Here is a 16686-nt window from a genome sequence, read left to right as displayed (position 1 = left end):
TTCACCTGCTTATTTCTTCATAAATAATATTCAGGTGAGCCAAAATAAAAGATGAGGAATAAAAATGACAGCACGCAAAATAATTCTGGACTGCGACCCGGGTCACGATGACGCAATAGCAATCATGCTCGCCGCAAAACATCCGGCAATTGAATTACTGGGCATCAGCATCGTGGCGGGAAATCAAACGCTCGATAAAACCTTGACTAACGGCCTGAACGTTTGTCAAACCCTGAATATTGATGCGCCGGTACATGGCGGGATGCCGCAGCCGATTATGCGTAAGCAAATTGTCGCCGATAATATTCATGGCGAAACCGGGCTGGACGGCCCGGTATTCGGCCCGCTCACTCGCGAGGCCGAAAAAAAGCACGCGGTTAACTTTATTATTGATACGTTAATGGAAAGCGCAGGAGATATTACGCTGATCCCGGTGGGACCGTTAACTAATATCGCGGTCGCGATGCGGATGCAGCCGGCAATTATTCCCAAAATACGTGAAATCGTACTGATGGGCGGCGCCTATGGTACCGGGAACTTTACCCCTTCCGCCGAGTTTAATATTTTCGCCGACCCCGAGGCCGCTCGCGTGGTCTTTACCTCTGGCGTTCCGCTGGTGATGATGGGACTCGATTTGACCCACCAAACGGTTTGTACCCCGGATATTATCGCGCGCATGGAGAATGCCGGCGGTCCGGCAGGTAAGCTCTTCAGCGACATGATGAACTTCACGCTGAAGACGCAACACGACAACTATGGCCTGGAAGGCGGCCCGGTGCACGATGCCACCTGCGTTGCCTATCTCATCAACCCCGACGCCTTCAAGGTGCAGGAGATGTACGTCGAGATCGACGTCAACAGCGGGCCATGCTATGGCCGCACGGTCTGCGACGAGCTGGGCGTGCTTGGCCAGGCGCCGAATACCAAAGTCGGCATAACCCTGGATACCGCCTGGTTCTGGGACCTGGTCGAAGAGTGCGTGCGTAAATATCATTAATTAAACCACCATGGGCAGAATGCAGTCGCCCATACCGCTATGAAACATCCCAAAGATGACATGAAGAGAGATCATTATGGATATACTAAGAAGCATTCTTGGTATGGTGGTACTGCTGGCGATTGCATTTCTGCTATCAGTTAATAAAAAAAGCATTAGCCTACGCACCACCGGAGCGGCACTGTTAATACAGATTATTATTGGCGGCGCCATGCTATATCTCCCGCCGGGAAAATGGCTGGCCGAGAAAGCGGCAAACGGAATTCATCACGTATTATCCTATAGCGACGCCGGCAGCGCCTTTATCTTTGGCGCCCTCGCCGGACCGCAAATGGATAAGGTATTTGACGGTGCCGGCTTTGTTTTTGCCTTTCGCGTCTTGCCAGCCATTATATTCATTACCGCGCTGGTGAGTATCCTGTATTACATCGGGGTCATGGGGTTTTTAATTCGTATATTAGGCGGATTATTTCAGAAGGCCCTGAAGATTAGTAAGATCGAATCTTTTGTCGCGGTGACGACGATATTCCTTGGGCAGAATGAAATTCCGGCGATCGTCAAACCCTTTATTCATCGTCTCAACCGCAATGAACTCTTTACCGCAATCTGCAGCGGCATGGCGTCGATTGCCGGCTCAACGATGGTGGGCTACGCGGGGCTCGGCGTGCCGATCGAGTTCCTGCTGGCCGCCTCACTGATGGCTATTCCCGGCGGCATTCTGTTTGCTCGTTTACTCAGCCCCGCCACGGAAGAGTCGAAGGTCGATTTTGATAATCTCTCATTCAATGAGACCCCCGCGCGCAGCTTTATAGAAGCGGCGTCATCCGGCGCCATCATTGGCCTGAAAATCGCCGCCGGACTGGCAACGGTGGTGATGGCGTTCGTTGGCATCATTGCGCTGATCAATGGGATTCTGGCCGGCGTCGGCGGCTGGTTTGGCTATGGTCATGCAAGCCTGCAGGCTATTCTGGGCGTGGTGCTGGCGCCGCTGGCGTGGCTGATGGGCGTTGACTGGAGCGACGCTGCGCTGGCAGGCAGCCTGATCGGCCAGAAGCTGGTGGTGAATGAGTTTGTTGCCTATCTGAGCTTCTCACCCTACCTACACGCACCCGCCCTGTTGGATAGTAAAACTATCGCCATTGTGTCGTTCGCCCTGTGTGGATTCGCCAATTTTGGCTCCATCGGCGTGGTGGTGGGCGCATTCTCCGCCGTGGCGCCGGAGCGCACCTCGGAAATCGCCCGCCTGGGCATGCGGGCCCTGCTCGCCGCGACCCTATCGAATCTGATGAGCGCCACTATCGCCGGTTTCTTTATCGGTATTGGCTAAGCGTCAGGCCTCTGCGATGGCGCCAGCTCCGGGCTGCCATCGCCAGCGGGCGGATCCCCTCTGTCACCCGCCCGCTTCCTCAACCACGGCGGTAGCCATTAACATACGCCTCGCCGTGAGCCATGCCTATGGGCCAGGCAGTAGAAATAGCGCCCATACTCACAATACATTCCCTGAATGAAGGAAAATGCCATGACGGCCCTGGAACAACAGTTAACGTTTCTGCGAGAAATCGACAAACTTAAAACGGTGATACGCCAATCACCGTTGCTTGATAAAAGCCGCAGGGAAAACTCCGCCGAGCACTCCTGGCATCTGGCGATGTACGCCTTAATCTTGAGCGAATACGCCAGCGATACGGTTAATCCCTCGCGGGTGATAAAAATGCTCCTGCTGCATGACGTTGTCGAAATAGACGTTGGCGATCATCCCATTCATCGCGCTTATTCAGGCGAGCTCTATCAGGAGGAGTCAGCGGCCGCAACGCGGCTGTTTGGTTTGCTGCCGCAGCCGCAATGCGGTGAGCTCAATAATTTGTGGCAGGAGTTTGAGCGGGCGGAAACCGCAGATGCGCGGTTTGCTAAAGCCCTCGACCGCTTTCAGCCCCTGCTGGTGAATATCTTTACCGATGGAGGAACCTGGCAAGAAAACGGCGTATCGCTTGAACAGGTATTAACCCGCTATGGGCCGACGATAAAAAGAGGCTCACCTGCGCTATGGGAAACCTGCGAGAGTTTGATAATGAAGCATTTTAGCTAGTATTTGGCTGGCATTACGCTTTCAGCGCATAGACAAGTCGTGGCTCAGCGGAATACGTGGCTGCCGGCGTGCCCGAGCTCAGACGGAGGTTTTTGTACGGAGTAGATAGGTTTTCAGCGGTCTGGCGCAGAATTAGGTGGGGGCCCTGCCATCAGCCATTAGTACTAAATTGTGTTGGTTAATCAATTGGTTATCATGGTAGTACTACAACAGTACTGTACCACTCTCGATAGTACCGTCTAGCACAAAATCTTGCAAGGTAACGTGCCGTCAGGGTTGGGTACATGACATGTACTTTTCGAAATTTAGAGTGTCGGAAGATCTCTAAAAGTGAATGGTTCTTTTTGCAGGGATACTTACAGTTGAACCTGATCAGATGAACGAGATTTTCAATCGTGCAGAAAAACACTGACTGTACTTTTTTCTGAGTAAAAGATTACTTAAGGTTTTTTGCCAAAAATCGGGAGGCCTGGCTTTCGGTTATTTTGTGAGCTAAAGACCAGTACTTTTAGCGAGGGCGGAAAGACGGCCTGCATGAGGCCGCTTACAGTAGATTACCAGCGGACTTCTGATGTTACGATGAATGCCACTTCTTTTACCTGTTCCTGCAAATCATAGTCAACCTGCATACTGATTGGAATGTGAAAATCCATAACAGTAAAAAGGTCTGTGTAACCAACATCGTTACGTAATCGCTTTCTTGGTGGCAAGAATTTATCAGGAGAACCAAATTGAGCATGAACCCATGAACGCATCATTTCATGTTCTAACGGCGATGGTAACTCATTGGGGAAGCGGTAATTGGCTTTGTTGGGGTTTTGTAAAAAAAGCTCGATGGAATAAAGTGTTACTCCTTCGCGGTTGAATGCAAGATAAATGCCTTCATTCATCATACTTAATGTAAGGTCAGGATCTCCCGGATAGCCTGTAGGCTTAGTCTTGTAAGGAATAAGCCCAGCATCGAAAATTTCCTGATACGTTTTACCTAAGTGATTAATTAATTTTTCAACATTTACGGTCATCAGTATAACCCTTGTTCATGATTCAGTTGGTGCAACTTAGCCTTGGCCTCATCAATCTGACCATCTGTTAATCCACATTCTTTTAGAGCTGGCCGTATTGTTTCAATATCTCGTTCTAACGCCGCCCTTAAGTTTTTTGAATCCTGCTGGATTTGTGCAGGATTATTTCTACCGCCATAGGTAGCACTTAGGTTCTGGTGAACTTCGGCAGGAATAATGATTGCGGCAACATCCTTAGCCATACGGTCAATTTCAGAAGGCTTTGCATCAGGGTATTCACGTCGCAAGAATGCTCTCACTGCTGCTGCCGATGGCATGTGATCTGCGTGCGTGCCATTTCGTGGTCTACCTGTAAAGTTGCCATATAGATCAACCTCTAACAACTCGACTGGGGGCTTGCTGAGGTAGATGTAGATCGGCGGATGTACGTTCCCCGGAAACACCAGAATGTAATCCCGAAAATCTTTCTCTTCCGGTACTGGCGTTGTGGTAATAGTCACTCCCTGAATATCGGGATATTCAAGCCCCGGTATCGTTACCGTCCCAGCCGTTTGTCCTTCATTGCCCGTATGCCACCCGCTGACATCTGTGCTGCCCGGTGCATCGGCTGGTGTCCAGATGACCTGTACCTTTCCGCCCGGTCCATCGCCCCAGAATCGGTATTTTCCATCAAACCGCTTTTCCATCAGTCTGACTTTTACTTGGTCACGTCCGCTTTCCGGGCTGGTGTGATACCCCACCGCTTTCAGCCGTCCGGTTTCCGGATTTTCTACCCAGTTATAGCGTACCCGCGTCGGCACTGTACCACCACTCTGAGCCACTGCCAGCAGCTTGTCCGCTGTTAACAGATCACCCTTTTCGCCTTTCAGCATCGAGTGAAGCACGGCACCCATGGCCACGAACGGTAAATTCAGCTCAAACCGGCTTTCCCAGACAGTGGGTCCGGACAGGTGTTTCATCTGGTACGTTAACGCCTTCGCCGCATCCTGGTTTAGTTTTGCTGTCGCTCCGCCAGCAGATGCCGCCATACCCGCTTCTGCTCCACCTCTCATCACTACCGGGGGCGGGGGAAGTGGCGTTGCTTCCGCTTCACCAAAGAAGAAGCCAGTCACTCTATCGAACAGTGATTTTTTTTTCGGTGGCTCTGGTGGTGACAGTGAAGTTTTCTTCTTTTTCGTGGCCTGTGCATGCTGTTCTGGTTCAGGGGCTGGCTGCGATGGGTCGGACTGATAAAAACTCATTTCGCCTATGTTGGCTTGTGGCTCATCTGTTGTTCCGGCATCAGTATTACCAGCCCCACGCAGGCATTATTTGGCAAAAACCCGGTTATGACTTTGTTCTTCTGTCAGGCGTTTTTCTTTAGTAGCCAGCTCTTTACCCTTTATGTCAGGAATTGTTACCGCCAGTAACCGCTCCTTCTCTGCCTGTTCTTCTGGAGTATCGTCCTTGATATAGCAGTCATGAATAGACTGTATAAACCGGGCACTGCATGGACAGGAGCTTACGCTGTCCAGCGTTCCCGCCAGTCTTCGTCCCTCATCCCAGGTGTCAGATGCGCCCCCCAAAATTTTATACGTTCCAGAATGCTTACCACACGATACTGCGTCACCTTCACGTGCTCCCGCCACTCCATACCAGCTTAGCGTTTCATCCCCGGTAAGAATCTTCCCTCCACATGTCGTGGCATCCCCTATCCGCAGATAAAATCCCATCGCCCCCATTTACGAGTTCTCCTGTCCTTGTAGAGATCGGTACAGAATAGCAGTATTGCTATAACACTCTGTACTTACGCTATTTTTTGAATGATTATTGTCACATAAATAGCATGGTTATGTATAGTATTTGTACAGTACAATGGGTGTTCCAGCGGCTTCAAAAAAAGTAAAAAAACACTCAAAATATCATTTCACTGCCATTAAAAAAGGCCACTTTCGTGACCTTATACCTTATGCCAACAAACACTCACTGAGAACGATCAAGTACCATATGGATTTGCCCCTATATCGTCAGTACGGTGTTTCAGCCATCGGAAAAACCACTGATTTTCTTAGCATATTTGTTCTTTGTAGGAACCGCGACATCCAGCCCGCTAATGAATTCAGCAGCTCTACTACGCTTAAACACCTGATCAGTGAAGCTAAAGTACTTATCAATACAGCGTTTGATAGAAGAAACTTCCCTTTCACAAACTTTACGGCTTTTAAACTCAACGTACTGCTCAGCATGAAGTTTTAGCTCGCTAAGCGACAAGTCTGAATGGGGGGATTGCATCAAATCGATTGTAGTTGTGGAAGTATCAGTAATCAGCCAAGGGCGATCTGCAAAGCGTAAAGATCGCTTTGTCGCTTCAGTCTTTGAACGCGTACATAACGAACGACGAAACTCACGGCGTTTACCACAGGGTAAGACGTTAACTTTCCGGTAGTACCAGATCCCATGACGGGAGAGCATAAGAGACATCGTGCAGCCTGCTGGTGATACACAGTTTTTGTACCACTAAGGCTATGGGGGAGAGATTTCAGTATTTTAGACGTTATCAATCAAGTACTTACCCAGAATTGGGTGGGGGCCCTGCCAGCTACATCCCGGCACACACGTCGTCTGCTCTGGCTGCTTCCTTCCGGATCTGACCTGGTAAACAGAGTAGCGTTGCGGGAGAACCAACAGAGCCCCCATTGAGAGCGTTGTTAACCAACGCGCCGGCGCATTATCCCCACTGCGGCGCTGAATTGCAAGCCGGCGTCGATCGGATGCTGGTTTATTGCGCAAAGCCGCCAGCGGGCTGGCGAAAACCCGCCGCCGGCCGGGCTGTTAAATTTCGATACAATCCTTACCGGGCAATACAAGGGATTGCGAGCGCCGTCGCGGCAGGATGCGTTATGCTCATCCATACTTCATCTAATATCGAAGCCCTCTTTTTAAATCAACGCCTTATCGTTATGAGGAATCAATGAGCGAATCACCGCGTTTGACGTCAACTCTGGCGATGCCGGCGATTGACGGCGTGACCGTATCCTTCAAGGGCTTGCACTACCTGCGCCCGGAGCTGGTGCTGGATTTTATCACCATCAGCAGCGGCACGATGCTGGCGGTGACGCCGGTTGCGCTGCTCTACTCCACCGTCGGCGTGCTGCAGAGCGTCGAGTTACGCAGGCTGCCTATCGCGGTGTGCGGGCGCGTGGTTTACCCCATCACCTCGCAGAAGCTCCCGGCCCTGCGCGCAAAGCTGATTATTAACGCTCAGTCGCGGCGGCTTAAGTTTCTCGAAAGCCTGATGGCTTTGACTCCGCGTGACAACATACACGGGATGCAGACCCTCGGCCTGGCGCTGGAATTTACCCTCGCGCATTCCTCTTAAGCCGAGGGCTGTACAGCCCGTTATCCAGCGCTTATCCTGAACCTTTCCCGGCAACAGGGCGCCTCATGGATCCTCAAGACACATTTCCTCAGCGGGTATGGCAGATTATCGCCTCTATACCGGAAGGCTACGTCGCCACCTACGGCGACGTCGCGCTGCTGGCAGGCTCGCCGCGCGCGGCCCGCCAGGTGGGCCGCGTGCTCAAGCGTCTGCCGGAAGGCTCCGCTCTGCCGTGGCATCGGGTGGTCAATCGGCACGGCGATATTTCACTGACGGGCCCGGACCTGCAGCGTCAGCGCCAGGCGCTGCTGGCCGAGGGGGTACAGGTCTCCGGCAGCGGGCATATCGACCTGCAGCACTATCGATGGATTTATTAAAAAAAATGCCCCTGAACAGGGGCATGTGAGGTCTTATTGCGCGACGGCCGGCGTGTTCGCCGCTGCGCCATCGCCGGCAACAGGTACCGCGGTTTGCTGTACCGGTACCAGCAGCAGATCGGCACGACTGCCGCCACCGTTGACCACCGCCTGGACCGTATCGGTGATAAACATCAGCTGACCATTGACCGTAATGGCCGAGCTCAGCAGGATACGCGCGTTAGGCTTTATATCCGCCTGGTTGTACGGCAGAACAAAGTTATACGGCGGCTGCTGGCCTTCGGTACGTACGGCTTTCTGCGCCAGCACGCGCGACGGCGCGTCGGCCAGTGAAGCATCAGACAAGGTCACTGTCAGTACCGCATCCGGCGGCAGGGCAACTCTCTGCCGAATAGAGATAGTCCCGGAAACGTTAGGCTGTTGCTGCGAGGACGTCAGTGACGCGATGCCGTAAGGATCGGCGGCAGCCGCGTTATTTTTCGCACTGTCGCTATGATTGTTGGCACAGGCGGTCAATGCGGTGGCAACGGCTAAAGCACTTAACATATAGGCAAATTTCATGTTGTTCTCCTTTTCATCCCTATATACACAGGAGCATGTCCTACCGACTGCATGGCATGAACATTTGTATCGTGCATAAGTGTGGCACAGATCTCAGATCTCTTCCTGCAAACGACCCCTTATTCAGATTATTACACCCATCGGACCACTTGCGATTCCAGGTTATACTTTGCCTCAATACGCGCCGCGAGAAGCGGTTATCACCGATTGAGGGTAAATATGAGTCAGGCACTAACCAATCTGCTGGCATTGTTAAATCTGGAAAAAATTGAAGAGGGGCTGTTCCGCGGGCAGAGCGAAGATCTGGGGCTGCGTCAGGTTTTTGGCGGCCAGGTCGTCGGCCAGGCGCTGTACGCGGCGAAAGAGACCGTGCCTGCCGAGCGTCTGATCCACTCGTTCCACAGCTACTTCCTGCGCCCCGGCGATAGCCAGAAGCCGATTATTTATGATGTCGAAGTCCTGCGCGATGGCAACAGCTTCAGCGCGCGCCGGGTGGCCGCGATTCAAAACGGCAAGCCGATTTTCTATATGACCGCCTCTTTTCAGGCCCCGGAGCCGGGCTACGAGCATCAAAAAACGATGCCGGCGGCCCCGGCGCCGGACTCTTTGCCTTCAGAGACCGATATTGCCCGTAAGCTGGCGCACCTGCTGCCGCCACAGGTCAAAGATAAGTTCCTCTGCGATAAGCCGCTGGAGATCCGCCCGGTTGAGTTCCATAACCCGCTAAAAGGCCACGCCGCGGAGCCGACCCGCCAGGTATGGATACGCGCCAACGGCGCCGTCCCGCAGGACATCCGCATCCATCAATACCTGCTGGGCTACGCCTCGGACTTTAACTTCCTGCCGGTCGCGCTGCAGCCGCACGGCGTGGGCTTCCTTGAGCCCGGAATGCAGGTGGCCACGATCGATCACTCGATGTGGTTCCATCGTCCGTTCAACGTTAATGAGTGGCTGCTGTACAGCGTTGAGAGCACCTCAGCCTCCAGCGCCAGAGGATTCGTGCGCGGCGAGTTCTATACCCAGGACGGCATCCTGGTCGCCTCAACGGTGCAGGAAGGCGTGATGCGCAACCGCAATGCATAGGGCATAACGGCATAAAAAAGCCTCCCGAGGGAGGCTTTGCTGCTACTGGAGATAACACAAGGATTCAGGCGTTGTAGGCGTTTTCGCCGTGGCTGTTGACGTCCAGACCTTCGCGCTCCTGCTCTTCCGGTACGCGCAGACCGACGGTCATATCAGCAACTTTATAGCCAATCCAGGCAACGATGCCGGACCAGACGATGGTGATGCCGATACTTTCCAGCTGCACCAGCAGCTGATGCCCCATGGTGACGCCTTCTGCGTAACCCACACCGCCCAGAGAAGTCGCGGCAAAGATACCGGTCAGGATACAGCCGACGATCCCACAGACGCCGTGCACGCCGAACACATCGCACGGGTCGTCAACGCGCAGCCAGCGCTTCAGGACGGTCACGCCCCACAGACCCGCCAGACCGGCAGCAAGACCGACAATCAGTGAACCACCCACGCCGACGTAACCACAGGCTGGCGTAATGCCGACCAGACCGGCAATCGCCCCGGAGCAGGCGCCCAGCAGGGACGGCTTACCGCGGGTCACCCATTCGCCGAAGGTCCAGGCCAGAATCGCAGCGGCGGTCGCCACGACGGTATTCACAAATGCCAGAGCCGCAATTTCGTTCGCCGCGCTCGCAGAACCGGCGTTGAAGCCAAACCAGCCAACGTACAGGATTGCGGTGCCGGTGAAGACCATCGGCAGGTTATGCGGTTTGAACGCCTCTTTGCCAAAGCCCACGCGTTTGCCCATCATGTAGGCACCCACCAGCCCGGCAACCGCGGCGTTGATATGCACGACGGTACCGCCGGCAAAATCCAGCGCGCCGTGCGTCGCCAGCAGACCGCCGCCCCACACCATATGGGCAATCGGGACATAGGAGAGCGTCATCCACACCACCACGAAGATCAGCACCGCGGAGAAGCGAATACGCTCCGCCAGCGCGCCGACGATGAGGCCGACGGTAATACAGGCGAAGGAGCCCTGGAAAGCGACGTGAATGTACTGATAGAAGGAGCCCATCAGCGCTTTCAGCTCAATATTCTTCAATAATACCCAGTCAAAGTTGCCGAAGAAGCTGCCGCCGGTGCCGAACGCCAGCGTGTAGCCGTAGAGCACCCACAGAACGCACACCAGAGCAAAGGTGACAATCACCTGAGTCAGCATCGAAAGCACGTTTTTGCCGCGAATCAGGCCGCCGTAAAACAGCGCGATGCCCGGAATAGTCATAAACAGCACCAGCGCGGTGCAAATCATCATAAAGGCGTTGTCGGCTTTATCCGCCACCGCCGGTGCGGCCATGGCCAATCCCGGGAGAAGCGCCAGCGCACCCAGACCTGTTTTCATTGTTGTTGCTATTTTCATCTTCTCAATCCCCATCACTGTGTGGTCTGGACGTTACAGTGCCGCTTCGTCGGCTTCGCCGGTGCGGATGCGAATAACGCGCTGCAGCTCGGCGACAAAAATTTTGCCATCGCCAATTTTCCCGGTGTATGCCGCTTTACTGATGACGTCGACGACCTCATCCAGCTGATCGTCGGCAATCGCCACGTCAATTTTTACCTTCGGCAAAAAGTTAACGCTGTATTCGGCGCCACGGTACAGCTCAGCATGGCCTTTCTGGCGGCCAAACCCTTTCACTTCAGTGACCGTCAGGCCCTGAATGCCGATGGAAGATAACGCTTCGCGAACGTCTTCCAGTTTAAACGGTTTGATTACCACGGTAACCAGCTTCATAAGTCCCCTCCGATCAGAATTCGTAATGGCAGCAGCTAACACACAGGGAATAAAGCAAAGGCTATGCCAGAAATGAAAAAGGACCGCTAAGCGGCCCTTTTGATGGAGAAAAGCGAGAAACGCCCCGGGAACGCGGGGGAAAGCGCCCGGGAGCGGCTAAAAACGCACCATTTTAGTGCGTAAGAGGTTGCATTTTTGCACCACGCTATATCGCCGCAGAATCACTGCCTGCTTATAGTGCATCAGGCAATCAGGGACTCTTCCTGCGAGCTGGCCGCCAGCTCCTCGCCGGCCAGCTGCAGCTGGTACATCTGCCAGTAGCGCCCTTTTTCCGCCAGCAGCTGCTGATGGTTGCCGCGCTCAACCGCCTGGCCGCGATGGAGCACCAGAATCGTATCCGCTTCGACTATTGTCGACAGGCGATGGGCAATTACAATCAGCGTCGTGTTCTGACGAACCTTTGCCAGCGCCTGCTGGATCGCCTGCTCGGTGCCGGAGTCAATATTGGCCGTCGCCTCGTCGAGGATCAGTATCTGCGGCGTATCGACCAGCACCCTGGCCAGCGCCAGCAGCTGCTTCTGGCCCACCGAGAGGTTGTTGCCCTGCTCGCCCAGTTGGGTATAAAGCCCGCCCTCCATGCCGCGCGCCAGCTCGGCCAGCTGCACGGCTTCCAGCGCGTCCCAAACCTGCGCCTCGCTAATGTCGCGGCCGAGAGTGACGTTGGCGTAGAAGGTATCGGCCAGCACGACCGGATCCTGCTGCACCATTGCGACGCCCTGGCGTAATGCGCTGTGGCTTAAAGAAGAGAGCGGGCGGCCGTCAATACGGATCTCGCCTTTGCTCAGCGGGTAGTAACCCATCATCAGGCTGGCAAGCGTACTTTTACCGCTGCCGGTGTGGCCCACCAGCGCCACAAAGCTGCGGGACGGAATCTCCAGATTGATATCCTGCAGCACCAGCCGATCGCCACGGTAGGCAAACGAGAGATTCTCAATAGATACCGCCCCGCTGCGCAGCGGGGCATCGTCCTGCCCCCACGCCTGCCGCGGTCGATCCATCAGCTCGAAGACCCGCTCGCCGGCCACCACCGCCTGCTGCAGCATCGACTGCTGCGTAGTCAGCTCAATCAGCGGCTCGTTCAGCCGACCGAGATAGCTGATAAAGGCGTACAGCACCCCAACCTCAATGGTTCCCGAGGCGCTGAAGCCAAAGAGCATCAGCAGCCCGCACAGCACCAGCGTCGAGAAGAGGCTGAGCAGCGGACGCAGCAGGAAGCCGTCGAGACGCAGCGTTTGCATGCGCGCCAGATAGTGGGCATAGCTGGCCTCGCGCATCCGCTCGCCGAACCGCGCCTGCTGGCGGAACTGCTGAATGACGCCCATACCGTTAATCACTTCATTAAAGCCGTCGTTGATATCCGCCAGCCAGGCGCGCACCCGCCGGACGATAGGCGTGCTGTAGCGCTGATAGATCATCATGACGATCAGCACCGCCGGGAAAATCGCCAGCGCCACCAGCGCCATGCGCCAGTCGAGGCTGAACATCGCCACCAGCATGGCGCCAATCAGCGCTGCGCTGCGCAGCACCGTCGCCACCACGGTAACGTAGAGATCGCGGATCACCTCGGTGTCGTTAGTCACCCGGGAGATAAGCTGCCCGACCGGCTGCGTATCGAATTCGCTCAGCGGCTGGCGCAGCGCGGCATCCATCACGTCGCTACGCAGCTGCTGAACGACGCCGACGGCGGCGCGGTTAAACAGCAGCGACTGGTTGTAGTGCAGCGTCGCCGCGAGGATCTGCAGGCCGATATAGGCCACCGCGAGGCCGCTAATCAGCTTCAGCGGCAGCGAATTCTTCGCCACCATATTGTCGATAAAGTAGCTGATCAGCAGCGGGCCGCTGACTTCGGCAGCCGCCGCAACCCACATCATTCCGACCGCAATCAGCAGCGGCCTGCGCCACGGCGAGCCGTAGGCCAGCAGGCGTTTTAAGGTCGGCCAGAGTTCGGTAAAACTACGCATCGGCAGCCTCCTCAAGTTCATGAGGGGCATCATCCAGCGCCGCCTCCAGCTGCTGATAGCGGTACATATCGCGATACCAGCCCGGCTGCGCTGCCAGCACGTCATGGCGGCCGCGCTGCGCAATATGGCCATGCTGCATCACCAGAATTTCGCTGGCTTCCGTCAACGCCGATAGCCGATGGGCGCTGATGATTACCGTCCGCCCCTCTCCCCACTGCCGCAGGTTATAGAGTATCTGGTGCTCAGTGCGGCCATCTACCGCCGACAGGGCATCGTCAAGAATCAGGATCTCCGCCTCCAGCAGCAGCGCGCGGGCAATGGAGATGCGCTGTTTCTGACCACCGGAGAGCATCACGCCGCGTTCGCCCACCTCGGTCTCGTAGCCCTGAGGCAGGCGCAGGATATCCTCGTGAACGCTGGCAAGGCGCGCCACCCGCTCAATTTGCTCGGCCGTCGCGTCGGGCCTGCCAAGCGCGATGTTGTTTGCCACGGTGTCGGAAAACAGGAACGGCGTTTGATTGACCACCGCCAGCCGGCCGCGCCAGCTGTCGAGCTGTAGCCGTGTTAGAGGAATATCGTGAAAACGAATATCTCCCAGAGTGACGTCGAAGTGGCGCTGTATCAGCGCCAGAATCGTGCTTTTCCCCGAGCCGGTTGGCCCGCAGATGCCGAGCATTTGCCCCGGCTGCAGCACAAAATTGACCTTCTCCAGCGACGCTTTGCTGGCCTGAGGATAGATAAACTCGCGCACGGCGACGCTAAGCGTTCCGCGCCCTTCCGGCACCGCTTCGCTACCGTCTTTGACCGCCGGCGCCTCTTCCAGCATCGTGCGAATTCGGCTGTAGGCCGCGCTGCCGCGCTCGACGATATTAAACATCCACGCCAGCGCCAGCATCGGCCAAATCATCAGCCCCAGATACATCACAAAGCTGGTGAGCTGGCCCAGGGTCATGCTGCCCTGCAGCACCATCCAGCTTCCGCCACCGATCGCCAGCAGGTTGGCGGTGCCGATAGCGATGTAAATCGTCGGGTCAAAGCGCGCATCGATGCGCGCCACGCGCATGTTTTTCTTACCGGTATCCTCCGCATCGGCCGCGAACTGCGCCGACTGCCGGTCTTCCAGGCCAAAGGCTTTAATCATGCGGATGCTGGTCAGGCTTTCCTGGGTTCGGTCGTTGAGGCTTGAGAACGCCGCCTGCGCCACGCGAAAACGCTCGTGCAGCGCATCGCCGTTGCGCTTAATCACCAGCGCCATCACCGGCATCGGCAGCAGCGCCAGCAGCGTGAGCTGCCAGCTGATTTGTGTCGACATGACGATCAGCACCGCGCAGCCCATCACCAGCGAGTCCACCAGCGTCAGCACGCCCTCGCCCGCCGCGAAGACCACCCGGTCAACGTCGTTGGTGGCGCGGGCGATCAGGTCGCCGGTGCGATGGCGCAGGTAGAAGGCCGGATGCTGGCGGCTCAGCTGGCGATAGAAATCTTCCCGCAGCTCTACGGCCAGCTGATAGGAGGCACCAAACAGCAGCACGCGCCAGACGTAGCGCAGCAGGTAAACCATTATCGCGATAAGTACCAGCACGCCAATCCACATCCACACCTTTTCCGCGGTGTAATGTTCTTTGGTGACGCCATCAACCACAATTCCCACCACCTTAGGCGGGATCAGCTGTAGGACGGCGATAATGACCAGCAGAGCAATAGCGCCGAGATAACGGCGCCACTCCCGGCGGAAGTACCAGCTAAGTTGAGCAAATAATCGCAAGCAGTTAAATCCTGAGTGTATAAATCGTCGCGGCAAACGCCGTTAATCAATCGGTAAGGCCGTGGTGTATTTTATCTGTTCCATGGCAAAACTCGAAGTCACATCGGAGAGCCCCGGAACGCTGTTCACCAGCCGTTTATAAAAATCGTCGTAGCGCTTCATATCCGCGACCTGGACCCGCAGCAGGTAATCATACTCCCCCGCCATGCGCCAGAAGCCGAGAACTTCCGCCATTTGCGTCACCTCGCTTACGAAGCGGCAGTACCAGTCGCTGCTGTGATGCTGGGTCTTGATCAGCACGAAGGCCGTCAGGCTAAGACCGAGCTTTTCGGCATCCAGCAGCGCGACCCGCTCGCGCAGGATACCCTCATCTTCCAGCCGCTTCAGCCGTTTCCAGCAGGGCGTGGTGGTCAGATTAACGGCATCAGCCAACGCCTGCAAAGAGAGGGTGCAGTCCGTCTGCAGTAAAGAAAGCAGCTTGCGGTCAATTTTATCTAACATAGGTCACCAATAGAGAAAATTTTACTCCTTTTATTGTAATTCAAAGGCTAAATAGCAACAATTTTTCCTTCGATTTCCTTTAAGCTGGGCACAAAATGACAAACAGGAAATGAAGATGAACAGCGCCTGGGTAAAACACGCCATTAGCGAAATCAACGCCGACTATCAGCGCTCCGCCGACACGCACCTTATTCGCCTTGCGCTGCCCGGGTTTCCAGGGATCCAGATCTACCTGAAGGATGAAAGTACCCATCCCACCGGCAGCCTGAAGCATCGTCTGGCGCGCTCGCTCTTCCTTTATGGTCTGTGCAACGGCTGGATTAAAGAAGGGACGACGATTATCGAGTCGTCTTCAGGCTCCACCGCGGTGTCCGAGGCCTACTTCGCGCGCCTGCTGGGCCTGCCGTTTATTGCCGTGATGCCTTCCTGCACGGCGAAGCGCAAAATCGAACAGATCGAGTTTTACGGCGGCCGCTGCCATTTCGTGGACAGCGCCTGCGAAATCTACGCCGCCTCCGAAACCCTGGCCCGCGAGCTGAACGGCCACTATATGGACCAGTTTACCTTTGCCGAGCGGGCGACCGACTGGCGAGGAAACAATAATATTGCCGACAGCATCTTCCGTCAGATGACCCATGAGCCGCATCCGCAGCCGTCGTATATCGTGATGAGCGCGGGAACCGGCGGGACCTCGGCAACCATCGGCCGCTATATCCGCAGCCAGGGCTACGATACTCAGCTGATGGTGGTTGACCCACAAAACTCGGTGTTTCTCGACTACTGGCAGAGCCGCGACGCCGGCCTGCGCAGTCCGGTCGGCAGCAAAATAGAAGGTATCGGCCGCCCGCGCGTCGAGCCGTCATTTATTCCGGATGTGGTTGATGAAATGCTGCGCGTGCCCGATGCCGCCAGCGTCGCAACCGCCCTGTGGCTGGAGACGCTGCTGGGCCGTAAGGTCGGAGCCTCAACCGGTACCAATATGTGGGGCGTGCTGGAGCTTGCCGTACGCATGCGTGCCGAAGGGCGGACCGGCTCGATTGTGACTCTGCTCTGCGACAGCGGCGAGCGCTACCTCGAAAGCTATTACAATCCCCAGTGGGTGGCGGCCAATATCGGCGACATCGCGCCGTGGCAGGCGCAAATTGCGGCAAAGACGGCGGCACAATAAAAAAAGCCAGGCTTAATGCAT

17 protein-coding genes and 1 other RNA gene are annotated in these 16686 nt (G+C 55.6%); 7 read left to right on the top strand and 11 right to left on the bottom strand.

Going from position 1 to position 16686, the window contains the following annotated elements:
• The first annotated feature begins 64 nt into the window (after window positions 1-64).
• From rihB to PFH44_RS02185, 3 genes are all read left to right on the top strand, one after another.
• Window positions 65-997 (top strand): ribosylpyrimidine nucleosidase, encoded by a 933-nt coding sequence (rihB, locus tag PFH44_RS02195; RefSeq protein ID WP_283824175.1) that lies wholly within the window; start codon window positions 65-67, stop codon window positions 995-997.
• A 76-nt stretch (window positions 998-1073) separates the two neighbouring features.
• Window positions 1074-2324, top strand: a complete 1251-nt coding sequence (locus tag PFH44_RS02190) for a NupC/NupG family nucleoside CNT transporter (RefSeq protein ID WP_283824174.1) — start codon at window positions 1074-1076, stop codon at window positions 2322-2324.
• Between the two features lie 192 nt (window positions 2325-2516).
• Complete coding sequence (locus tag PFH44_RS02185; protein ID WP_283824173.1) at window positions 2517-3083, top strand: HD domain-containing protein; 567 nt, start codon at window positions 2517-2519, stop codon at window positions 3081-3083.
• Window positions 3084-3637: 554 nt separating this feature from the next.
• Here the strand turns inward: PFH44_RS02185 and PFH44_RS02180 are convergent.
• From PFH44_RS02180 to ffs, 5 genes are all read right to left on the bottom strand, one after another.
• Window positions 3638-4105 carry a DUF6392 family protein gene (locus tag PFH44_RS02180; protein ID WP_128878920.1) on the bottom strand — a complete coding sequence of 156 codons (468 nt, stop codon included), beginning with the start codon at window positions 4103-4105 and terminating at the stop codon, window positions 3638-3640.
• Window positions 4105-5346: an S-type pyocin domain-containing protein gene (locus PFH44_RS02175; RefSeq protein WP_283824172.1), complete on the bottom strand. Its 1242-nt coding sequence runs from the start codon at window positions 5344-5346 to the stop codon at window positions 4105-4107. The genes PFH44_RS02180 and PFH44_RS02175 overlap by 1 nt, the downstream gene beginning before the upstream one ends.
• 66 nt (window positions 5347-5412) lie before the next feature.
• The gene (locus PFH44_RS02170; protein WP_283824171.1) at window positions 5413-5826 is read right to left on the bottom strand and encodes a PAAR domain-containing protein; all 414 of its coding nucleotides are present in this window, start codon (window positions 5824-5826) and stop codon (window positions 5413-5415) included.
• A gap of 298 nt (window positions 5827-6124) precedes the next feature.
• Window positions 6125-6565, bottom strand: a complete 441-nt coding sequence (locus PFH44_RS02165) for a hypothetical protein (protein WP_283824170.1) — start codon at window positions 6563-6565, stop codon at window positions 6125-6127.
• A gap of 109 nt (window positions 6566-6674) precedes the next feature.
• An RNA gene (gene ffs, locus PFH44_RS02160) (signal recognition particle sRNA small type) lies at window positions 6675-6771 on the bottom strand.
• A 284-nt stretch (window positions 6772-7055) separates the two neighbouring features.
• Here ffs and PFH44_RS02155 point away from each other — a divergent pair.
• Together PFH44_RS02155 and PFH44_RS02150 are read left to right on the top strand one after the other, a co-directional pair.
• Window positions 7056-7463, top strand: a complete 408-nt coding sequence (locus tag PFH44_RS02155) for a dTDP-glucose pyrophosphorylase (protein WP_283824169.1) — start codon at window positions 7056-7058, stop codon at window positions 7461-7463.
• A 65-nt stretch (window positions 7464-7528) separates the two neighbouring features.
• Entirely contained in the window at window positions 7529-7840 is a 312-nt protein-coding gene (locus PFH44_RS02150) for an MGMT family protein (protein ID WP_283824168.1), read from the top strand.
• Between the two features lie 33 nt (window positions 7841-7873).
• Here PFH44_RS02150 and PFH44_RS02145 read toward each other — a convergent pair whose 3' ends face one another.
• Window positions 7874-8401 carry a YbaY family lipoprotein gene (locus PFH44_RS02145; protein ID WP_045854229.1) on the bottom strand — a complete coding sequence of 176 codons (528 nt, stop codon included), beginning with the start codon at window positions 8399-8401 and terminating at the stop codon, window positions 7874-7876.
• 219 nt (window positions 8402-8620) lie between these two features.
• Between PFH44_RS02145 and tesB the strand changes: the two genes are divergently transcribed.
• Window positions 8621-9484, top strand: a complete 864-nt coding sequence (tesB, locus tag PFH44_RS02140) for an acyl-CoA thioesterase II (protein WP_283824167.1) — start codon at window positions 8621-8623, stop codon at window positions 9482-9484.
• Between the two features lie 64 nt (window positions 9485-9548).
• Here the strand turns inward: tesB and amtB are convergent, their stop codons facing one another.
• From amtB to PFH44_RS02115, 5 genes are all read right to left on the bottom strand, one after another.
• Entirely contained in the window at window positions 9549-10838 is a 1290-nt protein-coding gene (gene amtB / locus PFH44_RS02135; RefSeq protein WP_045855407.1) for an ammonium transporter AmtB, read from the bottom strand.
• 33 nt (window positions 10839-10871) lie between these two features.
• Window positions 10872-11210, bottom strand: coding sequence for a P-II family nitrogen regulator (gene glnK, locus PFH44_RS02130; protein WP_004858743.1), 339 nt, complete (start codon window positions 11208-11210; stop codon window positions 10872-10874).
• A gap of 242 nt (window positions 11211-11452) precedes the next feature.
• Window positions 11453-13231 carry a SmdB family multidrug efflux ABC transporter permease/ATP-binding protein gene (locus PFH44_RS02125; RefSeq protein ID WP_283824166.1) on the bottom strand — a complete coding sequence of 593 codons (1779 nt, stop codon included), beginning with the start codon at window positions 13229-13231 and terminating at the stop codon, window positions 11453-11455.
• Window positions 13224-14996 (bottom strand): SmdA family multidrug ABC transporter permease/ATP-binding protein, encoded by a 1773-nt coding sequence (locus tag PFH44_RS02120; RefSeq protein ID WP_283824165.1) that lies wholly within the window; start codon window positions 14994-14996, stop codon window positions 13224-13226. The genes PFH44_RS02125 and PFH44_RS02120 overlap by 8 nt, the downstream gene beginning before the upstream one ends.
• Window positions 14997-15038: 42 nt before the next feature.
• On the bottom strand, window positions 15039-15497 hold the full coding sequence (locus PFH44_RS02115) for an Lrp/AsnC family transcriptional regulator (protein ID WP_041144328.1): 459 nt from the start codon (window positions 15495-15497) through the stop codon (window positions 15039-15041).
• Window positions 15498-15612: 115 nt separating this feature from the next.
• Here PFH44_RS02115 and PFH44_RS02110 point away from each other — a divergent pair, with 115 nt between their 5' ends.
• Entirely contained in the window at window positions 15613-16665 is a 1053-nt protein-coding gene (locus PFH44_RS02110; RefSeq protein ID WP_045854225.1) for a PLP-dependent cysteine synthase family protein, read from the top strand.
• The last annotated feature ends 21 nt before the right edge of the window (window positions 16666-16686 follow it).

This window comes from Klebsiella sp. Ech2A, from assembly GCF_030078455.1.
In the GTDB taxonomy this organism is placed as follows: domain Bacteria; phylum Pseudomonadota; class Gammaproteobacteria; order Enterobacterales; family Enterobacteriaceae; genus Klebsiella; species Klebsiella terrigena.
Note: the sequence above shows the minus strand (reverse complement) of the source record. Positions and strands in the feature narration are given on the sequence as shown.

Excerpts from the sequence above, each read along its gene's own strand:
- rihB (WP_283824175.1), top strand. The coding sequence starts at position 65 with ATGACAGCACGCAAAATAATTCTGGACTGCGACCCGGGTCACGATGAC.
- PFH44_RS02190 (WP_283824174.1), top strand. The coding sequence starts at position 1,074 with ATGGATATACTAAGAAGCATTCTTGGTATGGTGGTACTGCTGGCGATT.
- PFH44_RS02185 (WP_283824173.1), top strand. The coding sequence starts at position 2,517 with ATGACGGCCCTGGAACAACAGTTAACGTTTCTGCGAGAAATCGACAAA.
- PFH44_RS02180 (WP_128878920.1), bottom strand. The coding sequence starts at position 4,105 with ATGACCGTAAATGTTGAAAAATTAATTAATCACTTAGGTAAAACGTAT.
- PFH44_RS02175 (WP_283824172.1), bottom strand. The coding sequence starts at position 5,346 with ATGAGTTTTTATCAGTCCGACCCATCGCAGCCAGCCCCTGAACCAGAA.
- PFH44_RS02170 (WP_283824171.1), bottom strand. The coding sequence starts at position 5,826 with ATGGGGGCGATGGGATTTTATCTGCGGATAGGGGATGCCACGACATGT.
- PFH44_RS02165 (WP_283824170.1), bottom strand. The coding sequence starts at position 6,565 with ATGTCTCTTATGCTCTCCCGTCATGGGATCTGGTACTACCGGAAAGTT.
- PFH44_RS02155 (WP_283824169.1), top strand. The coding sequence starts at position 7,056 with ATGAGCGAATCACCGCGTTTGACGTCAACTCTGGCGATGCCGGCGATT.
- PFH44_RS02150 (WP_283824168.1), top strand. The coding sequence starts at position 7,529 with ATGGATCCTCAAGACACATTTCCTCAGCGGGTATGGCAGATTATCGCC.
- PFH44_RS02145 (WP_045854229.1), bottom strand. The coding sequence starts at position 8,401 with ATGAAATTTGCCTATATGTTAAGTGCTTTAGCCGTTGCCACCGCATTG.
- tesB (WP_283824167.1), top strand. The coding sequence starts at position 8,621 with ATGAGTCAGGCACTAACCAATCTGCTGGCATTGTTAAATCTGGAAAAA.
- amtB (WP_045855407.1), bottom strand. The coding sequence starts at position 10,838 with ATGAAAATAGCAACAACAATGAAAACAGGTCTGGGTGCGCTGGCGCTT.
- glnK (WP_004858743.1), bottom strand. The coding sequence starts at position 11,210 with ATGAAGCTGGTTACCGTGGTAATCAAACCGTTTAAACTGGAAGACGTT.
- PFH44_RS02125 (WP_283824166.1), bottom strand. The coding sequence starts at position 13,231 with ATGCGTAGTTTTACCGAACTCTGGCCGACCTTAAAACGCCTGCTGGCC.
- PFH44_RS02115 (WP_041144328.1), bottom strand. The coding sequence starts at position 15,497 with ATGTTAGATAAAATTGACCGCAAGCTGCTTTCTTTACTGCAGACGGAC.
- PFH44_RS02110 (WP_045854225.1), top strand. The coding sequence starts at position 15,613 with ATGAACAGCGCCTGGGTAAAACACGCCATTAGCGAAATCAACGCCGAC.